Below are 24,004 nucleotides of genomic sequence, written 5' to 3' on the forward strand. Positions count from 1 at the left end.
CGGCCGCTACTGCTGCGCAGCGCGCAGCGCAGGCAGCACGTCAGACAGAATGGTGCGGTGCAGATCGTAATCGGAGTCGGCCACCGGCGCAAAACCGGTGAGGGTTCCGCCGATGGCGCGCAGCGCTTCCTGTCCAACGGGGGTGGTGGAGGCGTTCAGCAGCGCCTTGGCGATGCGCTCGCGTAGCGACGCGGGCATGTTGGCGCGGGTGACGAATACATGGGTGGAGAGGGACTGGGATTCGGCGAGAATACGCACGTCACGGTTGGCGCCGTGTTCGCGATAGACCTCTTCGGCCACCGCGCCGGCGTCGAAGTCGCCCAGCTCCACGCCGAGGATGACGTTTTCATGGTTGCGCAGATGCTCGTATGAGCCCAGATCTTTCAGCCCCACGCCGGCCTGCATCAGCATGTAGAGCGGCACCTGGGTGCTCAGGGTGGACTTGGCGCTGCCGAAAGCCATGGCGCGCCCGCGCATCTCCGAAAGTTTATGGATGGCGCTGTTCTTGGCGGTGAAGATCACCGCGCGGAAGGTGGGCTGGCGGTTGAACTCGTAGCGCGCCAGCAGGGGTTTGCGTCCGTACTGGTCGCCGATCACCACATAGGGGCTGCCGCCCAGAAACGAGATGTCGAGTTTATCTTCGCCGGTGTTGCGGATGTGTTCGGCGTAATCCTTGGCCACCACCACCTGTACCGGGCGGCCGATGGCTTTGCCCAGGTAGTCGGCCAGCGGCGCGTATTTGGCCAGCAGCTCCTTGGCGTTGAGGTAGGGCATGAAGCCCAGGGTCAACGGCTTGTCATCGGCGGCGCGCGCGGCGGGCGTCAGCGCCAGCAGCAGCGCGCACAGCAGAGTCAATCGCAGCAGGTATGGCATCACGTCTCTCCACAGCATGGGCGTTGGGAAAGCGAGGGGAGCCTCTTATAATGTCGCCAGCGTCAGCAACACGCTCCAGCCGCCAAAAGTCAACAGCGGCAGCATCAGTCGCATAATGCGGTCGATGCGCAGGGCGCGCGCGTCCAATCCCCGTTCGTGGTAATTATAGACCAATAAGCTCTCGGCTGTGGCGATAAAGATGGCCACCAAGCCATTGAGGTAGAACAGATCCATCACCGTCAGGTAGGGAATGTTGGGAATGGAGTCCATCAGACTCATGTTGAACGCCACCAGGGTGAGGATGCCGACGATGCCCATCTGCAGGCGCGCTTCGAACTGGCTGGGGGAGAACCACAGCATCCACCAGGTGACGATCACCACCAGCACGATGGGGAACATCACCCGCCAGATGTAGTAGTCGCCGTGGCGCTGAATGCGCAGTTCAAAGTGCGCCTGGGAGGTTTTGCCCCCGGCATGGTCGGCGTCCTTGATGTGGTGAGCGGTGCGGAAGTCGGTGATGCGCCAGTCCGGCGGCGCGTCTTCATAGCCGCTGCGTTCGGCGCTGGGTTTGAGCATCACCCAGCCGGGGTTGGCGCCGAAGGACTCCACGACGATGGGCAGGGTCTGGATATCGAACGGCATGTAGCGCAGATCGCTGGTGTAAGTGAACTCGGAGTCCACCGACAGGTAGAGTCGCATCTCTCCGTTGGGCTCCAGGATCAATGATCTGTTTTTATGCTCAGCTTCGCCAAGTCCGTTGTGGAAGCTGACGTCGGGCCACCACAGGTAGTCCAGCAGCAGGGTGGCTTCATCCTCGCGGAACTGCACGGTTTCGGTGCGTTCGGCGCTGGCCAGACGGGGATCGCGCCAGCCCAGGTCGATACGGCCATGTATGCTGTAGCTCTCGCCAGACTCGTCAATGCCGGGGATGGAGATGATCTGCATGCCCACGTCCACCTCCACCGGGTGGCCCAGGTGGGGGTGGATTGACAACGCTTTCAACTCCTTGGGTCCAACCCCCAGTTTCTGAAGGATCGGCGCCAGCGCGCCCACCTCTTCGCTCTCGTCGCTCTCTTGCCACTTTTTGCCCTCGTCTTTGGCGTCGGTCGCGTCAGCGGGGGATTGGGTCGGGGACTCCGAGGGGGCGGGGGGGCGTTTTTGCTCTGTAGCCGACGCAGGGGTGAGCCACAGCCCGGCGAGCAGCAGCAGGGCGGCGAAAAGGGTTTTGGGCATGGAGCGGCCTTTCAAGAGTGGGCAGGTCATCGGCGTCTTGCGCGCACACGACGCAGAAACGCACTCTCTGAGTGTATGCATCGCGCGGCAAAAGAAAAGGGGGCGAACGCTTTGGCGGGCGATGTTTGTTCTTTTGCAATGGGCGTTGGGCCGGTGGATCAGGCGTTCGTCCAGGCCGGGAAGGCGTCGAGGGTGGCCGGGTCCGCGCCTGCGGTGATGACCTGCGCCAGGGCGTCCAGCAGGGGGACGCGGGGATCGTTGCGCTTGGCGGCCAGATCCACGTGGAGTTGCAGGTTCCACCCTGCTGAGCGCACGCCCTGGGTGATCAGCTCTTTGATCCGGCCCAGCGCTTCGGGGTAGCTCTGGGCGTCGTGGACGAGGGCGTAGTAATTGAGTTCGAGTTGCAGCGTGGGGTGTTTTGGCTTCATGGAGAAAGCGGCGCGGAGTTTTTCCAGCCCTTCTTCCAGGCGTTCCATAGCCAGCAAACAGTGGGCTGAGTTGGCAACGCAGTTGGCTTCTTTCGGGTCAAGCTCAATCGCACGATCATAGAGTTCCAGAGCGCGGGGGAAGTCCTGGCGCACGTTCGTTAGGAATATCGCATAGCTGTCAAGGATGTCTGCATGGCTAGGGTCAGTGGCGATAGCGCGTTCGTACATCTCCTGGGCGCGATCCATGTCTTTGCGCACATTCTTCAGGAAGAGAGCGAAGTTGCCGAGGGTGTTGGCGTGATTGGGATCGGCGTCGATGGCGCGTTCGAACATCTCCAGGGCGCGGTCCATCTCCTTGCGCTCACTTGCCAGGAAGAGCGCGAAGGCGCCGAGGGTGTTGGCGTGATTCGGGTCGGCGGCGATGGCGCGTTCGTACATCTCCAGGGCGCGGTCCATCTCCTTGCGCTCATCATAGAGGAAGAGAGCGAAGTTGCCGAGGATGTTGGCGTGATTGGGATCAGCGTCGATGGCGCGTTCGTGCATCTCCTGAGCGCGGTCCATCTCCTTGCGCTCATTTTGAGGAAGACAGCGAAGTTGCCGAGGGTGTTGGCGTGATTGGGATCGGCGTCGATGGCGCGTTCGAACATCTCCTGGGCGCGATCCATCTCCTTGCGCTCATTTTGTAGGAAGAGAGCGAAGTTGCCGAGGGTGTTGGCGTCGTTGGGATCGGCGTCGATGGCGCGTTCGTACATCTCCAGGGCGCGGTCCATCTCCTTGCGCTCCTGCCAGAGGAAATTGGCGAAGTTGCCGAGGGTGTTGGCGTGATTGGGATCGGCGTCGATGGCGCGTTCGTACATCTCCAGGGCGCGGTCCATCTCCTTGCGCTCCTGCCAGAGGAAATTGGCGAAGTTGCCGAGGATGTCGGCGTCGTTGGGTTCGGCGGCGATGGCGCGTTCGAACATCTCCTGGGCGCGATCCATCTCCTTGCGCTCATTTTGTAGGAAGAGAGCGAAGTTGCCGAGTGCGATGGCGTTATTTGGGTCAGCGGAGATGGTGCGTTCGAACATCTCCTGAGCGCGGTCTGATTTCTTGAGATCTTTCCAGAGAAACACCGCATATCGATTCAGACAGTGGGTCGAGAGCCCCGATGTAAATCCGCAAGCTTTCTCAAAAGCCATTTCGGCTTCAGTTGGCTCCTGTTTTGACAAAGAGATCCCCAAACAGCCCCAGCCATTGGGGTCGTTTCCATTTTCCTGGGTATAGTCGCGCCAAGTGTTGGGGGTGCTTGCAGCGGAAACGATGTCTGTGGCCTTCCCGCTTTCAACCCGTTTGCGCAGCATGCGGAAAGCCGTTTGCCCAAATACCTCTTCACCGAGCTGGCGCTCTTTTGCCAGGGATTCCTGTAAGGATTCAATCTGTTCCTTAGAGCGGTTGGGCAAATCGGCGATCAATTTGGATTTTGACTCCACATTCATATAGATGGAGTGTTCCAAAGCCTCCCAAAATGTTCCGCCATTTAGCCCCAGAGCGTGCAGATGCTCGCTGCCCAGGGTGCGGTGACGCAGAATGGCCAATGTGGTCTGCTGATCACTCTTGGCGGCGTCGTGGGAGGAGAGCCATTGCGCCAAGCGGCGGTGGAGGTCTCGCGTTTCTTCGGTATTGAGAAGATTCTTTTTCTTGGCGAAGGCGATAAGCAGATCGCGGACTTCATCGTGCAGAATGTGACGCCGGGCGTGGGGCGGGAACAGCCCTGCGCCGATAAAGGCGTCGGTGATGGCCTCTTTCTGCTCGCCCAGCACAATGGCCAGCGCCTCCGGCTCCAACCACTGCGGCAGCGCCACCCGCCACGCCACGTTCAAATCCGGCGCGGTGTGGCCCAACACCCGATTGAGCAACGCCAATTTGCAGGCGGAGTGGGTGACGTTATGCACATAGGTGGGGCCGAGGGGCTCCTGACCAAAGCACTCCTGTAGGCTATGCTCTGTAGGAAGGGACTCTAAGCCCCCCTGTTCCTGGGCATATTGCTCTAAGAAGTTGATGCCCACCCGCAGCCACAACGGGTTGCCCTCAAAGGAGAGGTTGACCAGGGCCTTCCCCAACTGCTCCTCACCGCCGGGTTTGTCAGCCTCGGTGTTTAATAAAGGCGAGATGCCCCGCGCCATGCGCAGCATCTCATCATAGGTAAAGGGGGCGAGGGCGTTGAGATTCTCGCCGCCATCCGGGGCGTCGGCAAACTCGCTGGCCCGCAGCGGGTGGGTCTGGCGTCCGGCGGCGATCACCAATGCGCCGCTCTTGGCCAGCTGTTGCAGCAGATTATGCAGCCACTCCTGGGGGTTCTTGGTGGTCTCGTCCATGGCGCGGGGCTCGGCGCCGCTGAAATCCAGCGCCGTGGGGATCTCTCCACGCCACCTGTAGATGCGCTCGAAGGTGTCCACCACTACCACTAGTTTGCCCCCGGCGGCCAATGCTTCCAGGCGCTTCATCAGCGCCAACTCGGGGAATTTTTTTGCCTCTGCGTAGCGCTTTCCGTGTCGCAGTTGCAGTGACTTTTCGCCGAAATAGCCCAGCAGTTTAATCGCTGCGGTGGCTTTCTTGACGGTGGGGTCGTCGATCTGTTGATCGGCCAAATCGGTGACTTTACCCAGACTCTGACTGAAGCCGACGTCACCGGCAGCGCCGCCGCTGATCCACTCCAGCAGCTGCGCCATCTTCTTCTCTTCGCGCAGGTCCAGGCAGAGGGTTTGCAACAGTCCCAGGCCGCCATCGGGGGCTTGCTCGGGGATCTCAAAACGCAGACAGGTGCGGCCTGCCTGTTTGGCGCGGGCTTCGAAGCGCTTGAGCAGGGAGCTTTTGCCGAGGCCCGGCCCGCCGTTGATGGGCCAAAGCCCGCCGCCGCCTGCGTTCAGTCGATTATCGAAGGCGCGGAGAAAGTTTTCCCGCCCGTAAAAACCTTCCTGCTCTTCCGGGGTGGCGTTGTGCATGGGGCTCAACCTGACTTGTCTTAAGGGTGAAGGCGACACATCAGTTATAACCAAGCGAGCTCAGGATTGAACAGGGAAAAGGAATAACCACAAGAGGCCAGCGTGCGAGTAGCCGGATGAGAAGGTATGCAGGCGGAGCCCAGTACGGAGGTTAACTAACGAGGGTGCAGGGAAATCATTTCCCTGCCGGGTCGAGGGCAGAGCCCTCGCGGGTCACGGGCAGAGCCCGTGCGGGTCCAGGGCGGCGCCCTGGTCGGGGTCTGGGGCGAAGCCCCAGCATCTTTCATCTCCAGAAAATCCCAATAAAAAACGGGGACCAAAAGGCCCCCGTTTTTTAGAATCAAAACCGGGCGGGATTACTTGCCCGCATGCTCCTTGGCGGCCAGGTAGCGCTCCACTTCCAGCGCGGCCATGCAGCCGGAGCCGGCGGCGGTGATGGCTTGACGGTAGATCTTGTCCTGCACGTCGCCGGCGGCGTATACGCCTTCGATGTTGGTGGCGGTGGAGTCGGCCTTGGTGATCAGATATCCGGCCTCATCCTTGTCCAACTGATCGCCGAAGATATCGGTGTTGGGCTTGTGACCGATGGCGATGAACACGCCGGTGACGGGGATGTCGGTGGTCTCGCCGCTCTTGACGTTCTTGATGCGGATACCGTTGACGCCGCCTTTGTTGACGTCGCCGAGGATTTCGTCAGGCACGCTGTCCCAGGCCACGTTGATGTTCTCTTTGGCGAACATCTGATCCTGCATGATCTTCTCAGCGCGCAGTTCGTCGCGGCGATGGATCAGGGTGACCTTGGAGCAGATATTGGACAGATAGAGGGCCTCTTCCACCGCGGTGTCGCCGCCGCCCACCACTGCGACCTCTTGATCTTTAAAGAAGAAGCCGTCGCAGGTGGCGCAAGCGGAGACGCCGAAGCCGTTCAGACGCTTCTCCGACTCCATGCCCAACCAGCGGGCCGAGGCGCCGGTGGAGACGATCAGGGCGTCACAGGTGTAGACGTCGCCGCCGTCGGTCTCCAGACGGAAGGGGCGGCTGCTCAGATCGGTCTTCATCACGGTGTCGAAGATCATCTCCGTGCCGAAGCGTTCGGCCTGAGCCTGGAACTTGGTCATCAATTCAGGGCCTTGCACGCCCTCTTCAAAGCCGGGGTAGTTGTCCACCTCGGTGGTGATGGTCAGCTGACCGCCCGGTTGCAAACCTTGAATCACCACGGGCTTGAGATTGGCGCGCGCGCAGTAGATGGCGGCGGTGTAACCGGCCGGGCCGGAGCCCAGAATGATAACCTTGTGATGCTTGGCGTCGGACATGGGTTTATCTCCACGGATCAGACTGCTAAATTTTGACTCGCTTTGGGGTAAAGAGTCGCACTATAGCGGGATCATGCGCGCTTGGCAATCGCTCTGACATCTCTATTGTGAAATATCACCAAGTCCAACCTGATGATCTGAAAGGATAATCCCATGGGGATCCGGCTTTTCAACACCTTGAGCCGCAAAAAAGAGGATTTTGTCCCTCGCGAGCCGGGACGGGTGGGGATCTATGTGTGCGGGGTCACCGTGTATGATTATTGCCACATCGGCCATGCGCGGGTGATGGTGGCGTTCGACGTGGTGGTGCGGCATCTGCGCGCGCGAGGTCTGGATGTGACCTATGTGCGCAACTTCACCGATATCGACGATAAGATCATTCGCCGCGCCAATGAGAATGGCGAGACCATTCAGCAACTCACCAGCCGCTTCATCGACGCCTTCCATGAGGATATGCAGGCGTTGGCGGTGCTCAAGGCGGACATTGAGCCCAAGGCCACCGAGCATCTGGATGAGATGCGCCACATGATCGGCGAGTTGGTGGCGAAGGATCTGGCCTACCCCAGCGACGGCGACGTCTACTATGCAGTGCGCAATTTTCCGCAGTATGGGCGTCTGTCCGGCAAACCGTTGACCGACCTGGAGGCGGGGGCGCGGGTGGCGGTGGGAGAGAGCAAACGCGATCCCATGGACTTTGTGCTGTGGAAGGGCGCCAAACCCGATGAGCCGCAGTGGGAGTCGCCGTGGGGCGCGGGACGGCCCGGCTGGCACATCGAGTGTTCGGCCATGGGGACCAAATATCTGGGCCAGTCGTTCGATATCCACGGCGGCGGGTTGGATCTGATCTTCCCCCACCACGAAAACGAGATCGCGCAGAGTCATGGCGCCTCCGGCTGCGTCCCGGTGAACTACTGGATGCACAACGGCTTCGTCAATGTGATCAATGATCAGGGCGAAGCCGAGAAGATGGCCAAGAGCCTGGGCAATTTCAAAACCATTCGCGATCTGCTGGAGGTCTACTCCGGCGAGACCCTGCGCGTGTTCATCCTCAACAGCCACTATCGCACGCCGTTGGATTTCAGCTTTGAGCTGCTCGACGCCGCCAAGGCGGGTCTGGATCGTCTCTACACCGCGCTGCGCAACGCCGCCGCGCTGTTGGGCGAGAAGATGCCGCGTCCCTCCGGCGTGGCGGTGGATCTGGAGTCGCTGCCCGAAGGCGCATTGCTGGACACCGCCGAGCGCTTCTTTGCCGCCATGGATGACGATTTCAATACCCCGCAGGCGCTGGCGGCGCTGTTTGATGCAGCCAAATCCCTCAATCGCGCGGTGGATGATAACAACCCCGTCACCACCGCCGCTTGGGCGCGTCTGCTGCAAGGGTTGGGCGGACAACTGGGCCTGTTGGCCATGGAGCCCGAAGCGTGGTTCCACAGTGCGGGCAAGAGCGCGGGCGGGGAGGATGGTCTGACGCCGGAAGCCATTGAGGCGCTCATCGCCGAGCGGGCGCAGGCGCGCAAGGATCGCAATTTCGCCCGCGCCGACGCCATCCGCGATGAACTGGCCGCCAAGGGAGTCAAGCTGGAAGATACGCCTCAGGGCGCTATCTGGAGTTACGCCGGATGAGCGCCGCCGAGTTGGTGTATGGCATCAATCCGGTGGCGGCGCTGCTGGCCGATGAGCGGCGCCCGGTGGATGATCTGTGGGTGATCAAGGGGCGTCTGAACCCGCGCCAGGAGAGTTTGGTGGAGCAGGCGCGCGCGCGCGGCGTGCGGCCTCGCTTTGTGGACAAGGCGACGCTGGATCGCCTGAGCGAGCGCGGAACCCACCAGGGGATTGCCGCCCGCGGCGGGGCCAAACCGCAACGTTCGTGGGAGTCGCTGCTGGATCGGGTGGAGCAGAGTCCCGACGCATTGTTGGTGCTGCTGGATGGGGTGGAGGATCCGCACAATCTGGGCGCGATTCTGCGCAGCGCCGAGGCGTTCGGCGCCATGGCGGTAGCGCAGCCCAAGGATCGTTCGGCGCCGCTGTCGCCGGTGGCGGTGAAGGCGTCCGCCGGGGCCGCCGAGCGCATGGATCTGGTCAAGATGACCAATCTGGCCCGCGCCATTGAGGAGTTGCAGGAGCTGGGCGTGATGGTGATCGGTCTGGCCGGGGACGAGGGCTCGCAGGATCTGACCTCAGTGGACTTGACTGGGCGCATTGCGTTGGTGATGGGCAACGAGGGCAAAGGGCTGCGGCGTTTGACTCGCGAGCGGTGCGACGTATTGGCGGCGATACACATGGCGGGGGAGGTGGGATCGCTCAACGTCTCGGTGGCCACCGGCGTGGCGCTCTATGAGGCGGCGCGGCAACGTGCGAGTGGGCGGCGCTAACGCGGAGTTGACGCCGCCCGTAGGCTCCATTATAAACTCAACTCCCTTCCGATGTTGCTGGCGTAGCTCAATTGGTAGAGCAACTGATTTGTAATCAGTAGGTTGCGGGTTCGATTCCTGTCGCCAGCACCAGTAAAATCAATGCTTTAATCTGGATTCTTGCTTCTTCTTTTCTGCGCTCTGTGTAATTCCTGTGTAATGGCGCAGCGTGTGCAATTATCCCCCGGTTTGATAACGCTGCTCCAGCCGATCCATGGCCGATTGGATGTGCTCGCCGTTCTGATGGGCGTAGCGCGCCACCATGGAGAGCGTGTTATGCCCGGGGATGCGCGCCACGGTGGGCAGGTCCACGCCCGCTTGCACCAGATGGGAAATGGCGGTGTGACGCAACGTGTGACGATTCACCTCTTTGGGATTCAATCCCGCCTTGGCGACTACCCGGCGGAATGACGACTCTATCCACAGGGTGTGGCCGGTTTTCGAGTTGGCCGGGAATAGCCACTCCTGCCCGACATTTGCTGAATCCACATATCCTCGTAAAAATGCCGCTAAATGCGCCGTGATAGGTTGCTCACGCGCGCCTGCCTTGGCTTTGGGGATGTAGATCACCCGTCTATCCAAGTCGATGTGCTCCAAACGGATGGAAAGGATTTCCATGCGCCGCATCGACGTCTCCACACCGATTACGATGAAGGGATAGATCACCGCGTTTTGATCCGTTTTGGCGGCCTCCAACAGGCGGGCAATTTGCTCTGTGGTCAGGTAGGTGATACGCCTGTTCTCCTCCTTGAAGCGCTTGATGGCGGCGGGCCGGTGCTCGATCCAATTCCAATCCACCGCCTTGGTGAAGAGATGGGAGAGAACGGCCAATTCGCGATTGATGCTGCCTTTGGCGCGTCCATCCTCTAACCGGCGCTGCTTGAAAAGCTCAATATCCGTTGCGGTGATTTTGCTCAACGCCTTGGATTTGAAAAACGGGATGAGCTGTTGATGCAATTGGCGGCGCTTCTCCTTCAGGTTCTTGCCGCCCTCTTGCTCTAATTTGACGAGATACTCCTCTGCCGCGTTTTCAAACCCGAGAGCTACCTTCCGCCCCGTGGGTAGATTCAGACGACCTTTGCGGGCGTCGGTGCGCGCTTGTTGGATGAAGTCCTCCGCCTGCTTGCGGGTGACCCCTTCGGACTCCTTGCCAATCACCCTGTGGACACGCTCTCCATCCACCATGATGTTCACAGTGAAGCGGCCATCGCCAGACGCCATACGTTCAAAGCGGATGCCGTGCTCCATGAGATGTTTCCCCGGCTCCAACTTGCGCATGTTGGGGCGGGTAAGTTTGACGAATTTTTGCGCCATTCAATTCCCTCCTGATTAGGTTCCGGGAGACGACTCCTCCCATTGCGGGAGCGCCTCTTTGTCCAACTCTCCTTCCGCGACTTGCTTAAATGTTTCCCAGTGTTCGCGCAGCAGATCCAGACGCAGGCCGGAGCGCCGCACATGGGGATCACCATGCTGATATTGCCCCGCCCAGTCTGCCCACACCGCGCCGGTGGTGGTGATGAGTTTCCACAGTTGCTGCTCTTCGTGGGTCATCAGGCCGGGAAATTCAAACGCCAGATTGACAAAGCGGTCTGCCTCATCCACGTCCCACACCTTCTCCGCCGCCTCCATCAGGGTCAGTTTCTCCTCTTCCCCGCGCCAATCGATCTCCGACATTTCATTGTCGGTCAGCACCTCCTCAATCGCCCATTCTATAAAGCTGGAGAGAGTGCGCCGCTGTTTGCGCGCCGCCAATTCCGCCGCGTAGCGCAGCTTAGGGTCCAGTCGCACCGTGACGACCTGAGAGCGGGACAGCTTGCCGCCGCCCCCTTTTCGTTTTGTGGCCATTGGCCATCCTTTATGTCCGTTTGGTTGAAAGTTCTCATCTGTTCTAATTCAATCTAGCACTACGTGTATGCTTTGACAATACATATATTCTCTCATAGTCTCGCTCTTGCCAACAGCGCCTCGGATTGTCCGGGGCCATAACAGAGGGAGTCGAAACATGAGCAAACCTGAAACCGTTACCGTCCTGGTCACCATCCTGCCCGATGGCCGCATGGACACCAAAAACGCCTCCGCCTATTTGGGGCTGAGTGAAAAGACGCTGGCGATGCAGCGCAGCCGGGGCGAAGGCCCGCGCTTCATCAAGCGGGGGCGAATCTTCTATTACCGTGAAGATCTGGACGCTTGGCTCAATGCGGCGGGGCGCGTCACCTCCACTGCGCAGGCGGCGCAGTGCGCTGGCCAACGGGCTTAGGAGGGGGTGAAAGATGTCCGGCGATAATGCATTTGCAGAGATGGGCGGCTCCGACAGCGCCGCGTTTCCAGACGGTGATCCGTCGTTTGGGTTCCCCGCTGAGTTAAGGGCGTGTCCACAGTGGGTGACGTGGCGCTATGGCGAGGCGCGCGGCAACGGCAAGCGCACCAAGGAGCCCATCAATCCCTATACGGGACGGCGCGCCAGCGTCAGCGATCCCAACCACTGGGCAACGTATGCGCAGGCCATGGAAGCCCTCTTCCGGTATGAGGCCGCCGGGCTCGGGTTCGTATTCACCCATAACGACCCCTATTGCGGCATTGATCTGGATGGCTGTCGCGATCCGCGTAGCAGGGAGATTGCGCCTTGGGCGATGGAGATTATCCGGGCGTTGGACTCCTACACGGAGATCTCTCCCAGCGGGAGCGGCGTGCATGTGATCGTACAAGCGCCGCTACCCGCTGGCGGCAATCGGCGCGGCCAAGTGGAGATGTACGCGCAGGGACGCTATTTCACCATGTCGGGCGATATCCTGGCGGGAACGCCATTTACGGTCTGTGAGCGTGCGCAGGCCGTGCAGGCGATTCATCGACGCTGGATTGTGGGAGGTGGGGAAATATTGAGTCCCAAGATCGCCACCATGGAGAAGCCGCGCGCGCCTGAGCTTGGAACCCCTGATGCAGCGGTTGTGGCGCGCGCCAAGTCCGCCGCCAATGGCCACAAGTTTGCCGCGCTCTTCTCTGGGAATGCCTCTGAATACGCATCAGAGTCGGAAGCCACGCTGGCGCTGCTCAACATGCTGGCCTATTGGACCGATGGCGACGCAGTGCAGATGGAGCGGATATTTCGCGCTTGCGGCCTCATGCGTCCCAAATGGGATGAGATGCGCGGGGCGGAGAGATGGGGCGATCAACAAATCCGTAAAGCGTTAATGGGGAGTGTGCGTCCCCGTAACGCAACCGCCGCTGTGGACACGCTCTCTACACAGGGGCAAATTCCGCGCAATTCCTATGCGCAAGAAATTCCATGCAATCCATACGTAACGGACCCGGCTCCCTATGTATTCGTAACAGAGCTGCATGAGCCCGCTTCCGAGTGGCCGCCGCCACTGCCGCCGCCGAGTCGGCAGCAACAAGCTGCGCTTTATCCTGTGGAGGCGTTGCCAGAGTGTTTGCAGAGCGCCGCGCGGGAAGTCTCACGATTCGTCAAAGCGCCTTTGGTCTCCCCGGCGGTGGTGGGGCTCTCCATCGCTGCGCTATCCATTGGCAAGAAGGCGCAGATTGAAGAGCGCTCCGGCTTGATGCATCACCCCGCGCTGTTTCAGGCGCTCATCGCGCCCAGTGGTGAGCGTAAGAGCCCGGTGTTCAAGGCCATGGCCAATCCGCTGGAGCAGTGGATACACCGCATGGAGCCGCAACAGGGCAAGCGCGCGGCGTCGGCCAGGGCCGCCAATGCAGTGGTGGAGAAGCGTTTGAAAGTCTTGGCCAAGCAGATAGAGAAGCCGTCGCTCTCCCCTGATGACCGGGACGACCTGACGCGGAGGATGGCGCAAGAGGAGACCAAGCGCGTCCCCATGCCGCCGCCGTTGCGCATGTTCGCCAGCGACATCACGGAAGAGCGCCTGTTTCAACGCATGCATGATCGCGGCGGAGAGTATGCGGTCATTTCCGGCGAGGGCCGCCCCATCATTGACAACATCATGGGCCGCTATGCCGCCAAGAACCATACGGGCGACGGCATCTATCTGGCGGGCGTTTCCGGCGACACCATCACGCGGGACCGTGTGGGCAACGAGAACGGCCCGGAAGATCTGATGATCACCGCCCCCTGTCTCAATGTCTGCGTCATGGTGCAGCCGGATAAATATCTGGAGGCGGCGCGACATCCCGCCTTACGCGCATCCGGCGCGTTGGCGTGAGGGAGAGTTGGGTTGCGCCCGTACGGCGCAGATCGTGGGGCGAGAAGCGGGGGAGGTCGAACCAAGCGTTGTTCCTGAGCGCATGGGAGAGCGCGTTTTGATGCATCGGGCCAACCGACTTGCGGGCGGAAGGGATCACCCAGCCAAGGGAGCGGGGCAAGGTGGCCAGGATGTCGCGGGCAACACTGTTCAGGTAAACCCGATGCGGGCGTCCGTTCTTGGTCTTGTCGCCAGGAATCACCCACCAATCGCCGTGAATCTCCTCCCAGCGCATTTGCGTCACCTCTCCAGATCGTTGGCATGTAGCCAGGGTCAGACGCAATGCGGCGGCTGTGGCGGGCTCCATGCGCGCCTCATCCAGCGCCCGCCAGAACAGGCGGATTTCATCAGAATTTAGGGCGTGCTCTTTCCGCCCCTCTTTGGCGGGCGCTTCAATGCTCGTTGCGGGTGATGATTCCAGGATCCCTTTTTTCACGCTCCAGTTGAACATGTGCCGCACTACGGCCAGAGTTCGATTTGCAGCTATGTTAGCGCCGCGCTCTTGGATGCCGTCCAGGAGCGCCACCACATCGGCCCGCTTGATAGACTTGGGTTTGCGTCCCCCCCATTTGGGGAGCACGTCTCGGCGCAACATGCGCTCATCTTCCGCAGCAGAGCGGGCGGCCTTGCGCGGGCGCGCCCAACGCTCCAGGTACATTTCCGCCAGATCCGCCACGGAAGGTGCCGCCAGGCGCTCGGCTTTGGCTTCCATGGCGCTTAGGCAGGGGTTGATGCCTCTCTCTACCTGAGAGCGGGCTTCTGCGTATTTCTGGCGGGCTTCAGCAACCGAAATCGTAGGGTATGGCCCAAGCCCCAGGCGCTGCTTTCTGCCCTCAAACTTGAAGGTGGAGAAGAACGTTTTGCGCCCGCTTTGGGAGACGCACACGCCGAACTCATCCCCCTCCAGGATGTCTTCACGCGGTTTATCGTGGTTGGCAACAATTCTTGCGCCTCACGCCATCGCCTCCCGGTAGACAAACAGATCCTTACCATAACAGGCAGATCACTATTACTGCTTTGCTCCACTGCATCAAGAAGCCGATAACCAGCCCATGTTGAGCTTCTGGGGCAACTCGGACTTGTTTCCAGGCCATCAGCGAAAATGGGATCAGAGAGGGAATCTTTTTTTGCTTAAAACTGTATTGGCAATCATTCTCAATCACAATTATCCTGCTCTCTGTGGTGCGGCGAAAGGCCGCGTTGTCAGGGAGAGAACTCATATGTACGTGTGCATCTGTCGTGGCGTAACCGATCATCAAATCCGTCAGGAGATCGAAAATGGCGCGCTCTCCATGGCCGACCTGAACCAGAGGTTGGGCGTGGCCGGGCAGTGTGGCCGTTGTGGCCAAAGCGCCAAGAGTCTGCTGAAGTCATCTGGCTGCAACGGCTGCGGCAAGTGCGGCGGCGCGTGTAAAGGGCATTAAGTTCCCCGGAATCACGGAGTAAAACGCATAACGACTAAGGAGATGAGATGAAAGGTGAAGCGGAGATCCTCGCAGCCCTCCACGGCGTGTTGGTGGGGCGCCTGACGGCTATCAACCAGTATTTCCTGCATGCGCGCATGTACCGCAATTGGGGCTTCGATGCGTTCAATAAGCGCAACTACAAACGCGCCATCGATGAGATGAAGCATGCCGACAAGATCATCGAGCGGATCCTCTTTCTCGAAGGGCTGCCCAATCTGCAGGATCTCGAAAAGCTGATGATCGGCGAGAACCCGCGCGAGTGTCTGGATTGCAACTTCCAGTGGGAGATGCAGGGGATTCCGGTGCTCAAGGACGCCATCGCCCTGTGCGAGAAAAAACGCGACTACATTACCCGCGAACTCCTGGAAGAGATCCTCGAAGAGATGGAGGAGGAGGTCGATTGGATGGAGGCCCAGGTGGTCCGCATTGAATCGGTGGGGACGGAAAACTATCTACAAGCGATGATGCGCGAGGAGGATTGAGGATGAAGGGCGGCAAGAAGGTCATCAAGACGCTCCAGGATCTGCTGGCGTATGAACTGTCGGCCCGGGATCAATATTTCATCCACTCGCGCATGTATGAGGATTGGGGTTTTGGCCGCCTGCATGAGCGGTTGAACCACGAGATGCAGGAGGAGACCGACCACGCCTCCAAACTGATCAGCCGCATTCTGTTTCTGGAAGGGACGCCGGATCTGGCCGAACAGGGCAAGATGAAGGTGGGGAGCAACCCCAAGGAGATGCTGGAGAACGATCTGGAGATGGAGCTGTACGTGGTGGGCGCCATCCGCAAAGCCATCGCTCTGTGCGAAAACGAAAACGACTATGTGAGTCGGGAACTGCTGGAAAGTCTGCTCGATGATACCGAGGAGGATCACGTCTATTGGCTGGAGCAGCAGTTGCGTCTGATTAAGACCATCGGGATGGAGAACTATCTGCAGTCCCAGATGGGCGCCACGGAAGCGTAAAAACCCCAACCACTCCTTTACGCTTCCGCCCGACGGGGCGGATTGGCGACGCGCCATTTGCGCAATGTCGCCAGCCCCCTCCGCCCCGTCACCCCTTCCTATACTTAGTCAAATTCAGAATTGAACCTGAGCGATTTTGGCAATGAAAGATATCGAGGGCTATGCCCTCGAGCTCCCAAGGTCAACATCCAAACCGTGGGCTCCGCCCATGTATGGTCCGCTCCGCCACGGCAAGAGAAAATGTCCACTGATGTGTGAGGCTTAGTCGCGCCCATGTATCCGGCCTGTTGATGAGGGGCTTGTCGCCCTCTGGCCCTGATGGAATTTGCGCGTGGCCCTCCTCAACACACCCTCGGCCTCTATGGGCCCTTGGGCGAAACAGGTTCTTGACCACGCAGGGCTATGCCGTTTCACGCCATCAATCTCGACTCTCTCTCGCAACCTGGCTGGTGGGATCTCTTTCTCTTTCCTTATCGGCCTGTTTTTCTTTTAGAGTTGTATTGCGCTCTCTCTACACAGCGGCGCTGGCCCCATAGGCCTCCTGCTTCACCAGCATCGCCCACGCGCTGCGCGCCATGCGGTTGGCCAGCGCCACCACCGCTTTATTCGCGCCGCGACGTTCCGACACCGACACTGCCCACTGGCTGCGGCGATCCGGCTTGTTTTCACACACGCGCAACGCCGCCCGCGCCCCATGAATCAACAGGGTGCGAAGATAACCGTTTCCCCGCTTGCTGATCCCCGTCAGCCACGCCTTGCCCCCTGTGGAGTGCTGATTCGGAACCAACCCTATCCATGCCGACAGCTCCCGGCCATTCTTAAACGCCCGCACATCCCCCACCGACGCCAACAGCGCCGTCGCCGTGATCGGTCCCACTCCCGGGATCGTCATCAGCAATCGACACTGCGGCTCCGCCTTGGCCAGCGCCTCAATCTCACGCTCATATTTGCCGATGCGCTCATCCAAATGCGCCAGCTCATCGCGCTCATCCTCCAGAATTACGCGAAAATTGGCGCTCATTTCCGAGCTCTCATCACTCAAAATCAGCACAATCGCCCGCCGCGCCTGTTTGATGCTCTTGGGAAAGACAATCCCATACTCGGCAAGCAGTCCGCGAATCTGGTTCACCAACGCCGTGCGGTTCTTCACCGCCAGACTGCGCACCCGATGCAACGCTAGAATTTCTTGCTGGGCAACGCTTTTGATCCCCATAAAACGCATATTCGGACGCTGTACCGCTTCACATATCGCCTCAGCGTCCACGCTGTCGTTCTTGTGCCGCTTCACGTAGGGCTTCACATATTGCGGCGCCATCAAACGCACATCATGCCCATATCCCTGAAATTTCCGCGCCCAATGGTGGGCGCCGCTACTGGCTTCCATCCCCACCAGGCACGGCGGCAGTTGCGCCATGAACTCCAGTAACTTATCTCGTTTCAAGCGCTGTTTCAGAACGCTCTTGCCGCGCGCATCCACGCCATGCAACTGAAACACGCTCTTGCCCAGATCAATCCCCAGTACCCGTACCTGTCCGTTTTCGATATGATTGCTCATGGTCCGCTCCGACTCCGTTTAGATGGAAAAACACACCACCATCTTGGCCCATTGCGAGGCCGTTTGGGTAGCGGAGCGGACCATTCCATTACACCCGCTGGGGGCGCAGCCCCCAGACCCCGCCGCCGACCAGTCGGCGGCCCATAGTCAGCGCAAGCCGATCCTACGTCACACAAACATTGATCGCTCTGTGCAGTTTTGGTTTTGATTTATGATATTCCGTACATCTACTTGCCCAGTCACTCCTGTCTGCCCCGTCATTCCTGTCTGTAAATTGCGGCGTCGAGCAGCTCATCGGCTTGATAGGCGCGGTTGGCCTTTTCCCCCATCACCGCATCCCAGAACATGGGCGAGATGCCGGTCCCCGGGCGTTTGGCGGTGACGTTGTCAGCGCTGAACGGTTCGCCCGGTTGTATCGCGCGCGCCGCCACCAGACTCTTGCGCGCAATATCTCGATTGCCCAACTCCACCGGATCCGGTTGCTTGACGCCATTTCCTAGCGCCTGCTCCACGCCGCGAATAGCGGCGACCATGGCGGTCAGCTCATCGGGTTCCAGCGACGCGGCGTGGTCGGGACCGGGCAGGGTGCGGTCCAGAGTGAAGTGCTTTTCGATCACCGTAGCGCCCAATGCGGCGGCGGCGGTGGGGATGGCGATGCCAGGGGTGTGGTCGGAGTAGCCAATGGGCAATCCAAATTCGGCTCCCATCGTCTGCATGGCGCGCAAGTTCACCGAGTGCAGCGGCGCGGGGTACTCCGTGGTGCAGTGCAGTAGGGTGATGTGCTCGCGGTTCTGTCCGGCGCTGACCAGGGCATCAATGGTGGCGCCCACCTCGGTCAGATCCGCCATGCCGGTGGAGACGATCACCGGATAGCCATACCCGGCGATCTCCCGCAGCAGGGGCAGGTTGGTGATCTCGCCGGAGGGGATCTTGAAGGTGGTCAGGCCCAGACCGCGCAGCAGGCGCGCGCTGTCGATATCGAACGGGGTGGAGAGAAAGGCGATGCCGCGCTCCTGGCAGTGGGCGATGAGGGCGTGGTGATCGGCCTCGGACAGCTCCAACTGTTTGAGCATGGAGAGCTGATCGTCGCCGTCGGTGAGACGTTTTTGATAGTCCGCTTTGGCGGCGTGGGCGGCGGCGATGCGTTCGGCGCGGAAGGTCTGGAACTTGACCGCATCGGCTCCAGCGGCGGCGGCGGCGTCGATGAGGCGCTTGGCCAGGACCAAGTCGCCATTATGATTCACCCCGGCTTCGGCGATGATGAAGATGGAAGGCATGGCCACGAGACCCAGGAAATGTGTGGTTGAAATAAGAGGCGGTGCGCGCAAGCCATTTGTTCCCAGCACAGGCGAGCGGGCAAAGCGCAGGAGCTTGTGGTCCAAGAGGTCCAGGAGCCTGGCCTCCTGGCGGGTCCAGGGCGGCGCCCTGGTCGGGGTTTGGGGCGAAGCCCCAATATCTTACATCAACAATAAACATCCATGACCCGCAGCCCACGCCAAGAAGGCGGAGCGACTCAGAGCCGCTCCGCCAAACAGTCACGGATGATCAGGCGGCGCGGGCCTCAGACTTTTTTTCGCGCAGCAACATCTGAATCCACATCAGATCGCGCCAGGTGTCGATGTCGGTGGAGCGATCCGCTGGCATGACGTGGCCGCGGGTTTCGGCGGTGAGGAAGCTGCGGGTTTCGCGCAGCCAGTCGGTGCGCGCCACATAGACTGCGCCGTTGAGGGCGTAGCAGTCGGGCAGCAGTTGGCGGCGATAGGGGATCTCCCCCTCCATCAACTGCTCCAGACGCTGGTTGTCGTCGAGCTTGAAGGTCCAGTAGGGGTGATGGCGCGGTTCAAACACCGTCACGCAGGCGGGCGCCTTCTCCTTTTCGCAGATCTCCAGACAGGCGCTGATGTCCTGAGCGATGCGCAGCGGCGTGGTGGCCTGCAGCACCACCAGATAGTCATACGACTCGGTAAGCGTATCGAGAGCATGAATGAACACGTCGATAGCCGGGGAGTCGTCACGAGCCAGTTCCGCCGGACGCACGAAGGGGACATCACAGCCCAGGTCGCGGGCGATGCGCATGATCTCCGCATCATCGGAGGAGAGGATTACCCGGTCCAGATAGGGGCACCCTTTGGCCGAATCGATGGTCCAGCCGATCAGGGGTTTGCCGTCCAGGTCGATGACATTCTTGCGCGGCAGCCCTTTGGAGCCGCCACGCGCGGGGATGACGCCCAGTACGCGTTTGCCGTTGATCATGGGAACAGATCCTCGTAGTCCTTGCGAGCCTGATGGAAGTCGCCCACTTGGCCGATATCCATCCAGTACTCCAGAAAGGGGAAAGCCGCCGTGGGGCGACCGCTATCGATGAGCTGACGGAACAGATCCGGCATATCCAGATAGCCGCCAGCGGGGATGCGCTCCAGAGCCGAAGGCTCCAGAACGTAGATGCCGGTGTTGACGAAGTATTTGTTAACCGGCTTTTCATGGATGCCGCTCAGGCGATGGCCATTTTCCAACTGCACCACGCCGTAAGGCACCGTCTCCTCCACCTGTCGCACGCACAGTGTGGCTTCCGCCTCATGCTCGCGGTGGAAATCCAATACCCGAGTAAAGTCGAGCCGCGTGAGCAGATCGCCATTCATGACGATGAGCGGGCTGGTGGGGCGGTCGGGGAGCAGTCCGAGGGGGCCGGCGGTGCCCAGCGGCTCCTTCTCTTCCAGGTAGTCGATGCGCACGCCCCAGCGTTCGCCGTGGCCGAAGTAGTCCTGGATCATGTGCTTCTTGTAATTCACTGACAGGAAGAAGCGGTGGAACCCCAAGGCGATGTAGCTCTCCAGAATCACTTCCAGAATCGGCTGACTGCCCACTTGCAGCAGGGGCTTGGGGCAGTCGCGGGTGAGGGCGCCCAGGCGCGAGCCAAGGCCGCCCGCCATCAGCACCACCCAGTTGTCGCGCTGCACCGGGCGCGCCAGTTGCTGGAGCCGCTCCAACCCCACCAACGCGCCGTCGGCGTTGACGATGGGGATGTGGTCCAGCTCATGAGCGCGCATCAGCGCCAGAATGTGATCGCGCGAATCGGAGTCGCGCGCCGTGATGGGGCGTTGCCCCATGATCTCCGCCACAGGCGCCTCCAGGCTGACGTGACGCAACAGACCGCGGCGGATATCGCCGTCGGTGACGATGCCCACCAGGCGCATGTCGTCATCGGTCACCAGCGCCACGCCGATGGCGCCGCGATTGATGACGGTGAGCCCCTCCATGATGGGATCCTGAGGGCGAATCAACACGCTGCGCCAATCTGTCATGGGACTCATAACGCGCTCTCCCGGGCGGGAACCCCGATCGTTCGCATGCCGGACGATACGTTCCCAACCACCACCGCGCCCGCGCCGACCAGTGCATCCTGGCCTACGCGCACGCCTTGAATGAGGGTGGCGCCAGCGCCTACGTGGGCGCCGGTCTCCACCGTGACCTGACCACACAGCACCGCCCCGGGGGCGATGTGGACGTGGTCGCCGATAAAACAGTGATGATCGATGCGCGCGCCGGTGTTGATCAGCGCGCCAGCGTGGATGCGGGCGCCAATCTGCACAATGGCGCCCGCCATGATTTGTGCGCCCTCACTCAGCAGGGCGGTGGGATCAATGATTGCTGTGGGGTGCGTCAGAACAGGGAAGGCGAAGCCCTGGGCGGCGGCGGCGTCATGGGCGCGGCGGCGGCGGCTGGGATCGCCCACGCTGCCGATGCCGTTGAGCAGGGCGACCTGATCGGGCGCGAAGCGTTCGAGGGCGTCGTCGTCGCCAAGGTGTTCCAGTTTCAGCTCGCTCATCAAGGCGCTGGGTTCGGGGGCCAGATAGCCCAGCAGGCGCGCGCCCCAGCCGCAGGCGCGGGCGCACGCGCAGACCACCGAAGCGTGTCCGCCGCCGCCAAGAATCAGGAGCTTTTTGCCGTCCTGCGCGCCCATGCGAGTCCCGATTTGCCGAGTCCACGGCCCCATTGGCCAAAGAAAAAGGGCGATAGCGGGAAAATCCGCCATCGCCCTGAAGATCTAGGCAAATGTGAGGCCAAATCGGCAATTGCAGGCGCCTGCTCCGTCGCTGCGCGGCGCAGCGGGCGCGCGGGCTAAGCCCGCTGCGTCATTAGCTCACTTCAAACGCGCCCACATCGGCCAGACGCAGAATGTTGGTGGAGCCCGAGGAGCCGAACGGCATGCCCGCGATGATCACCACGCGCTCGCCATTCTTGGCCAGACCGGCCTTCTTGGCCATGCTGCAGCCCATCTGCACCATCTCTTTGAAGTTCTTGATGGCGTCGTCGCCATCCACCTTGGCGGTGGAGACGCCCCACACCAGGGTCAGTTGACGCGCGGTGGCCAGGCTGGTGGTGATGGCCAGAATCGGCGTGCGGGTGCGGGTGCGCGCCATGCGGGTGGCCGAGCTGCCCGACGAGGTGAAGGTGCAGATCGCCTTACCGCCACGGGCGCGGGCCACGTCGGCGGCGGCGGCGGAGATGGCGTCGCCGTCGGTGGCGTTGAACTCGATGTGGTGGGCGCGGATCATGCCGTAGTGGGACGGATCGTTCTCCGTGGTTTCGATGATCTTGCTCATCATGCGCACGGTCTCATACGGATATTTGCCCACCGCGGATTCGGCGGAGAGCATCACCGCGTCGGTGCCGTCATAGATGGCGTTGGCCACGTCGGAGGCTTCGGCGCGGGTCGGCACCGGGGCGTCGATCATGGATTCCAGCATCTGCGTGGCCACGATCACCGGCTTGCCGGCTTCACGGCACATGCCGATCACCTTCTTCTGCACCATGGGCACCTTCTCGGCGCTGTACTCCACCGCCAGGTCGCCGCGAGCCACCATCACGCCGTCGGCCTCTTCGATGATCGCTTCCAGATTGTCCACCGCCTGGGGCTTTTCGATCTTGGCCAGCAGCTTGGCGCGGCCTTGGATCAGCTCATGGGCCTGACGCAGATCTTCGGGGCGCTGCACGAAGGAGAGCGCGCACCAGTCCACGCCGATGGACAGACCGAACTCCAGGTCCTCCAGGTCTTTGGGGGTCAGCGCGGTCACCGGCAGCAGCGCGGCCGGCACGTTGACGCCCTTGCGGTCGGAGATCTCGCCGCCGATGTGCACTTCGCACAGCGCGCCTTCATCATCCAGGCTCAACACGCGCAGGCTCATGCGGCCATCGTTGATGAGCAGCTCCAGGCCCGGCTCCATCACCATGAACAGCTCTTCATGGGGCAGGTAGACGCCATCTTTGTCGCCTTCGCGCTCGGTGCGATAGAGCTTGAACTTGTCGCCCTTCTTGAGCATCACCGAGTCGCCGTCCTTGAACGCGCCGATGCGCAGTTTGGGGCCCTGCAGGTCCATCAGGACGCCCAGGTGGCGACCGAGTTCCTGATCCACTTCGCGGATCCATTGGGCGCGCAGCGCGTGATCATCGTGGGAGCCGTGGCTGAAGTTGAGACGGAACACGTCCACCCCGGCTTCGGCCAACTTGCGGATATGGTCTTTGTCTTTGGCGTTGGGGCCGAGGGTGGCGACGATTTTAGCGCGGCGATTACGTTTCATGAGCAGACATCCCGTATCTTTTGAATTTATATCGGTAGATTCACGATTCGGAACGTGGATCCGGAAATCCACGGGCGACTAGAATTCCATGAATCTTGTGAATTGGCCACTTTTTTACAAACAATTTCTGATTATTTTTTCTGCTCCTATCATAAGTTTCCTGAGTCAAGTGCGGCATGGATGCGGAATGTAGATGAATAACAAAAGCTTGGGGTTCATAAAAGATATCATGCCCAGCCTCGGAAACGCGCAGTGACAGATCGGTGTCCTCAAAAAACACCAGGTCATACTCCTCATCGAAGAAGCCAACTTGGTTAATTACCTCCCGTTTGAGGATCACGCCGGCACCCATGAAGGCCTGCAGAGGGAACGCCTCAAGCACGCGCGGATCGTTCATGGGCAGGTTGGGCAGCAGGTAGACCGGCATGCCGTCGGGCAGAAAACGCGCCCCGCAGGTTTGCGTTTGCCACTGCTCCATGGGTTGGTCGGTGGAGGGCAGAATAATCCGCAATTGCACAGCGCCAATATTGGGGTTGCTGGCGAAGCGCGCCTGCGCCGCGCGCATCCAGGGTCCGGTCATGAACATGTCGGAGTTGATCAGGGCGATATAGTCGCCGCGCGCCACCGCCAGGGCCTGATTGTTGGCTTTGCCAAAGCCGCGGTTTTCAGCATTGCGAATGATGCTGACCTGAGGTTGTTGCGCCAGACGCGCGTAGGCCTCGTCAACGCCGGGCTCGAACGAGGCGTTGTCCACCAGAATGATCTCCATGGGGGCGTCGGCGTGCTGGATCAGCGTCGCCACCACCTGTTCGAGCATGGCCAGATTGTTGAACACGGGGATCAACACCGAAGTGAGCGCCATATGACTCTCCTGTATGGGTTCCTTTTGCGTGACGAACATGGTAAACCCGTTCCACCCCAGCCCCAAGGGGAGCTCTGCGCGCCGTTGCCGGGCCCTGTTTCGCAATGTTGCGCCGTCACGCT

At 60.7% G+C, this 24,004-nt stretch carries 21 protein-coding genes, 1 tRNA gene and 2 pseudogenes; 8 read left to right on the plus strand and 16 right to left on the minus strand.

Annotated elements, in window-relative coordinates:
- Nucleotides 1–6: 6 nt before the first annotated feature.
- From phnD to trxB, 6 genes and pseudogenes are all read right to left on the minus strand, one after another.
- Nucleotides 7–873 carry a phosphate/phosphite/phosphonate ABC transporter substrate-binding protein gene (phnD, locus tag MAIT1_RS14620; protein ID WP_158089519.1) on the minus strand — a complete coding sequence of 289 codons (867 nt, stop codon included), beginning with the start codon at nt 871–873 and terminating at the stop codon, nt 7–9.
- A gap of 45 nt (nt 874–918) precedes the next feature.
- Nucleotides 919–2,106 (minus strand): ligand-gated ion channel, encoded by a 1,188-nt coding sequence (locus MAIT1_RS14625; RefSeq protein WP_158089520.1) that lies wholly within the window; start codon nt 2,104–2,106, stop codon nt 919–921.
- 158 nt (nt 2,107–2,264) lie between these two features.
- Entirely contained in the window at nt 2,265–2,885 is a 621-nt protein-coding gene (locus MAIT1_RS14630; protein ID WP_158089521.1) for a tetratricopeptide repeat protein, read from the minus strand.
- A gap of 6 nt (nt 2,886–2,891) precedes the next feature.
- Nucleotides 2,892–3,095 (minus strand): annotated as a pseudogene (locus MAIT1_RS22675) (tetratricopeptide repeat protein); the annotation flags it as partial.
- 164 nt (nt 3,096–3,259) lie between these two features.
- Nucleotides 3,260–5,515, minus strand: a pseudogene (locus tag MAIT1_RS14635) (tetratricopeptide repeat protein); the annotation flags it as partial.
- Nucleotides 5,516–5,871: 356 nt separating this feature from the next.
- Nucleotides 5,872–6,828 (minus strand): thioredoxin-disulfide reductase, encoded by a 957-nt coding sequence (gene trxB / locus MAIT1_RS14640; protein ID WP_085444053.1) that lies wholly within the window; start codon nt 6,826–6,828, stop codon nt 5,872–5,874.
- Nucleotides 6,829–6,981: 153 nt separating this feature from the next.
- Here trxB and cysS point away from each other — a divergent pair, with 153 nt between their 5' ends.
- The 3 genes from cysS (at nt 6,982) to MAIT1_RS14655 (ending at nt 9,332) form a co-directional block, all read left to right on the plus strand.
- Complete coding sequence (gene cysS, locus MAIT1_RS14645) at nt 6,982–8,451, plus strand: cysteine--tRNA ligase (RefSeq protein WP_085444054.1); 1,470 nt, start codon at nt 6,982–6,984, stop codon at nt 8,449–8,451.
- Nucleotides 8,448–9,200 carry a 23S rRNA (guanosine(2251)-2'-O)-methyltransferase RlmB gene (rlmB, locus tag MAIT1_RS14650; RefSeq protein ID WP_085444058.1) on the plus strand — a complete coding sequence of 251 codons (753 nt, stop codon included), beginning with the start codon at nt 8,448–8,450 and terminating at the stop codon, nt 9,198–9,200. The genes cysS and rlmB overlap by 4 nt, the downstream gene beginning before the upstream one ends.
- 56 nt (nt 9,201–9,256) lie before the next feature.
- Nucleotides 9,257–9,332: transfer RNA gene (locus MAIT1_RS14655), tRNA-Thr, on the plus strand.
- Nucleotides 9,333–9,416: 84 nt separating this feature from the next.
- Here MAIT1_RS14655 and MAIT1_RS14660 read toward each other — a convergent pair.
- A complete protein-coding gene (locus MAIT1_RS14660; protein WP_085444127.1) occupies nt 9,417–10,553 on the minus strand; it encodes a tyrosine-type recombinase/integrase in 1,137 nt (378 codons plus the stop codon).
- A gap of 15 nt (nt 10,554–10,568) precedes the next feature.
- Entirely contained in the window at nt 10,569–11,084 is a 516-nt protein-coding gene (locus MAIT1_RS14665) for a hypothetical protein (protein ID WP_085444161.1), read from the minus strand.
- 157 nt (nt 11,085–11,241) lie between these two features.
- Here MAIT1_RS14665 and MAIT1_RS14670 point away from each other — a divergent pair, with 157 nt between their 5' ends.
- Both MAIT1_RS14670 and MAIT1_RS14675 read left to right on the plus strand, forming a co-directional pair.
- Entirely contained in the window at nt 11,242–11,496 is a 255-nt protein-coding gene (locus MAIT1_RS14670) for a helix-turn-helix transcriptional regulator (RefSeq protein ID WP_085444172.1), read from the plus strand.
- 13 nt (nt 11,497–11,509) lie between these two features.
- Entirely contained in the window at nt 11,510–13,414 is a 1,905-nt protein-coding gene (locus MAIT1_RS14675; RefSeq protein ID WP_085444216.1) for a phage NrS-1 polymerase family protein, read from the plus strand.
- On the opposite strand, the gene MAIT1_RS14680 is transcribed toward MAIT1_RS14675, so the two are convergent.
- Nucleotides 13,341–14,396 (minus strand): tyrosine-type recombinase/integrase, encoded by a 1,056-nt coding sequence (locus tag MAIT1_RS14680; protein ID WP_275531647.1) that lies wholly within the window; start codon nt 14,394–14,396, stop codon nt 13,341–13,343. The two genes, MAIT1_RS14675 and MAIT1_RS14680, sit on opposite strands and share 74 nt — an antisense overlap.
- Nucleotides 14,397–14,673: 277 nt before the next feature.
- Between MAIT1_RS14680 and MAIT1_RS14690 the strand changes: the two genes are divergently transcribed.
- The 3 genes from MAIT1_RS14690 to bfr (MAIT1_RS14700) are packed head-to-tail and all read left to right on the plus strand — an operon-like array spanning nt 14,674 to nt 15,886.
- Nucleotides 14,674–14,877, plus strand: a complete 204-nt coding sequence (locus MAIT1_RS14690) for a (2Fe-2S)-binding protein (RefSeq protein ID WP_085444281.1) — start codon at nt 14,674–14,676, stop codon at nt 14,875–14,877.
- Between the two features lie 47 nt (nt 14,878–14,924).
- Nucleotides 14,925–15,401: a bacterioferritin gene (bfr, locus tag MAIT1_RS14695; protein ID WP_085444303.1), complete on the plus strand. Its 477-nt coding sequence runs from the start codon at nt 14,925–14,927 to the stop codon at nt 15,399–15,401.
- A 2-nt stretch (nt 15,402–15,403) separates the two neighbouring features.
- Nucleotides 15,404–15,886, plus strand: coding sequence for a bacterioferritin (gene bfr, locus MAIT1_RS14700; RefSeq protein WP_085444311.1), 483 nt, complete (start codon nt 15,404–15,406; stop codon nt 15,884–15,886).
- A gap of 511 nt (nt 15,887–16,397) precedes the next feature.
- Here bfr (MAIT1_RS14700) and MAIT1_RS14705 read toward each other — a convergent pair.
- The 7 genes from MAIT1_RS14705 to MAIT1_RS14735 form a co-directional block, all read right to left on the minus strand.
- Nucleotides 16,398–17,441, minus strand: coding sequence for an IS110 family RNA-guided transposase (locus tag MAIT1_RS14705; protein ID WP_085441115.1), 1,044 nt, complete (start codon nt 17,439–17,441; stop codon nt 16,398–16,400).
- A gap of 257 nt (nt 17,442–17,698) precedes the next feature.
- Nucleotides 17,699–18,718: an N-acetylneuraminate synthase gene (neuB, locus tag MAIT1_RS14710; protein WP_085445747.1), complete on the minus strand. Its 1,020-nt coding sequence runs from the start codon at nt 18,716–18,718 to the stop codon at nt 17,699–17,701.
- A 268-nt stretch (nt 18,719–18,986) separates the two neighbouring features.
- Entirely contained in the window at nt 18,987–19,694 is a 708-nt protein-coding gene (locus tag MAIT1_RS14715; protein WP_085444324.1) for an acylneuraminate cytidylyltransferase family protein, read from the minus strand.
- Complete coding sequence (locus tag MAIT1_RS14720) at nt 19,691–20,752, minus strand: nucleotidyltransferase family protein (protein WP_241893487.1); 1,062 nt, start codon at nt 20,750–20,752, stop codon at nt 19,691–19,693. Before MAIT1_RS14720 ends, MAIT1_RS14715 begins: the two co-directional genes overlap by 4 nt.
- Nucleotides 20,749–21,402, minus strand: a complete 654-nt coding sequence (locus MAIT1_RS14725; RefSeq protein ID WP_158089522.1) for an acetyltransferase — start codon at nt 21,400–21,402, stop codon at nt 20,749–20,751. The genes MAIT1_RS14720 and MAIT1_RS14725 overlap by 4 nt, the downstream gene beginning before the upstream one ends.
- 175 nt (nt 21,403–21,577) lie before the next feature.
- Nucleotides 21,578–23,020, minus strand: a complete 1,443-nt coding sequence (gene pyk, locus MAIT1_RS14730) for a pyruvate kinase (RefSeq protein ID WP_085444326.1) — start codon at nt 23,018–23,020, stop codon at nt 21,578–21,580.
- Between the two features lie 40 nt (nt 23,021–23,060).
- Nucleotides 23,061–23,882, minus strand: coding sequence for a glycosyltransferase family 2 protein (locus tag MAIT1_RS14735; protein WP_158089523.1), 822 nt, complete (start codon nt 23,880–23,882; stop codon nt 23,061–23,063).
- Between the last annotated feature and the right edge of the window lie 122 nt (nt 23,883–24,004).

It is taken from the genome of Magnetofaba australis IT-1, from assembly GCF_002109495.1.
GTDB classification, from domain to species: Bacteria; Pseudomonadota; Magnetococcia; order Magnetococcales; family Magnetococcaceae; genus Magnetofaba; species Magnetofaba australis.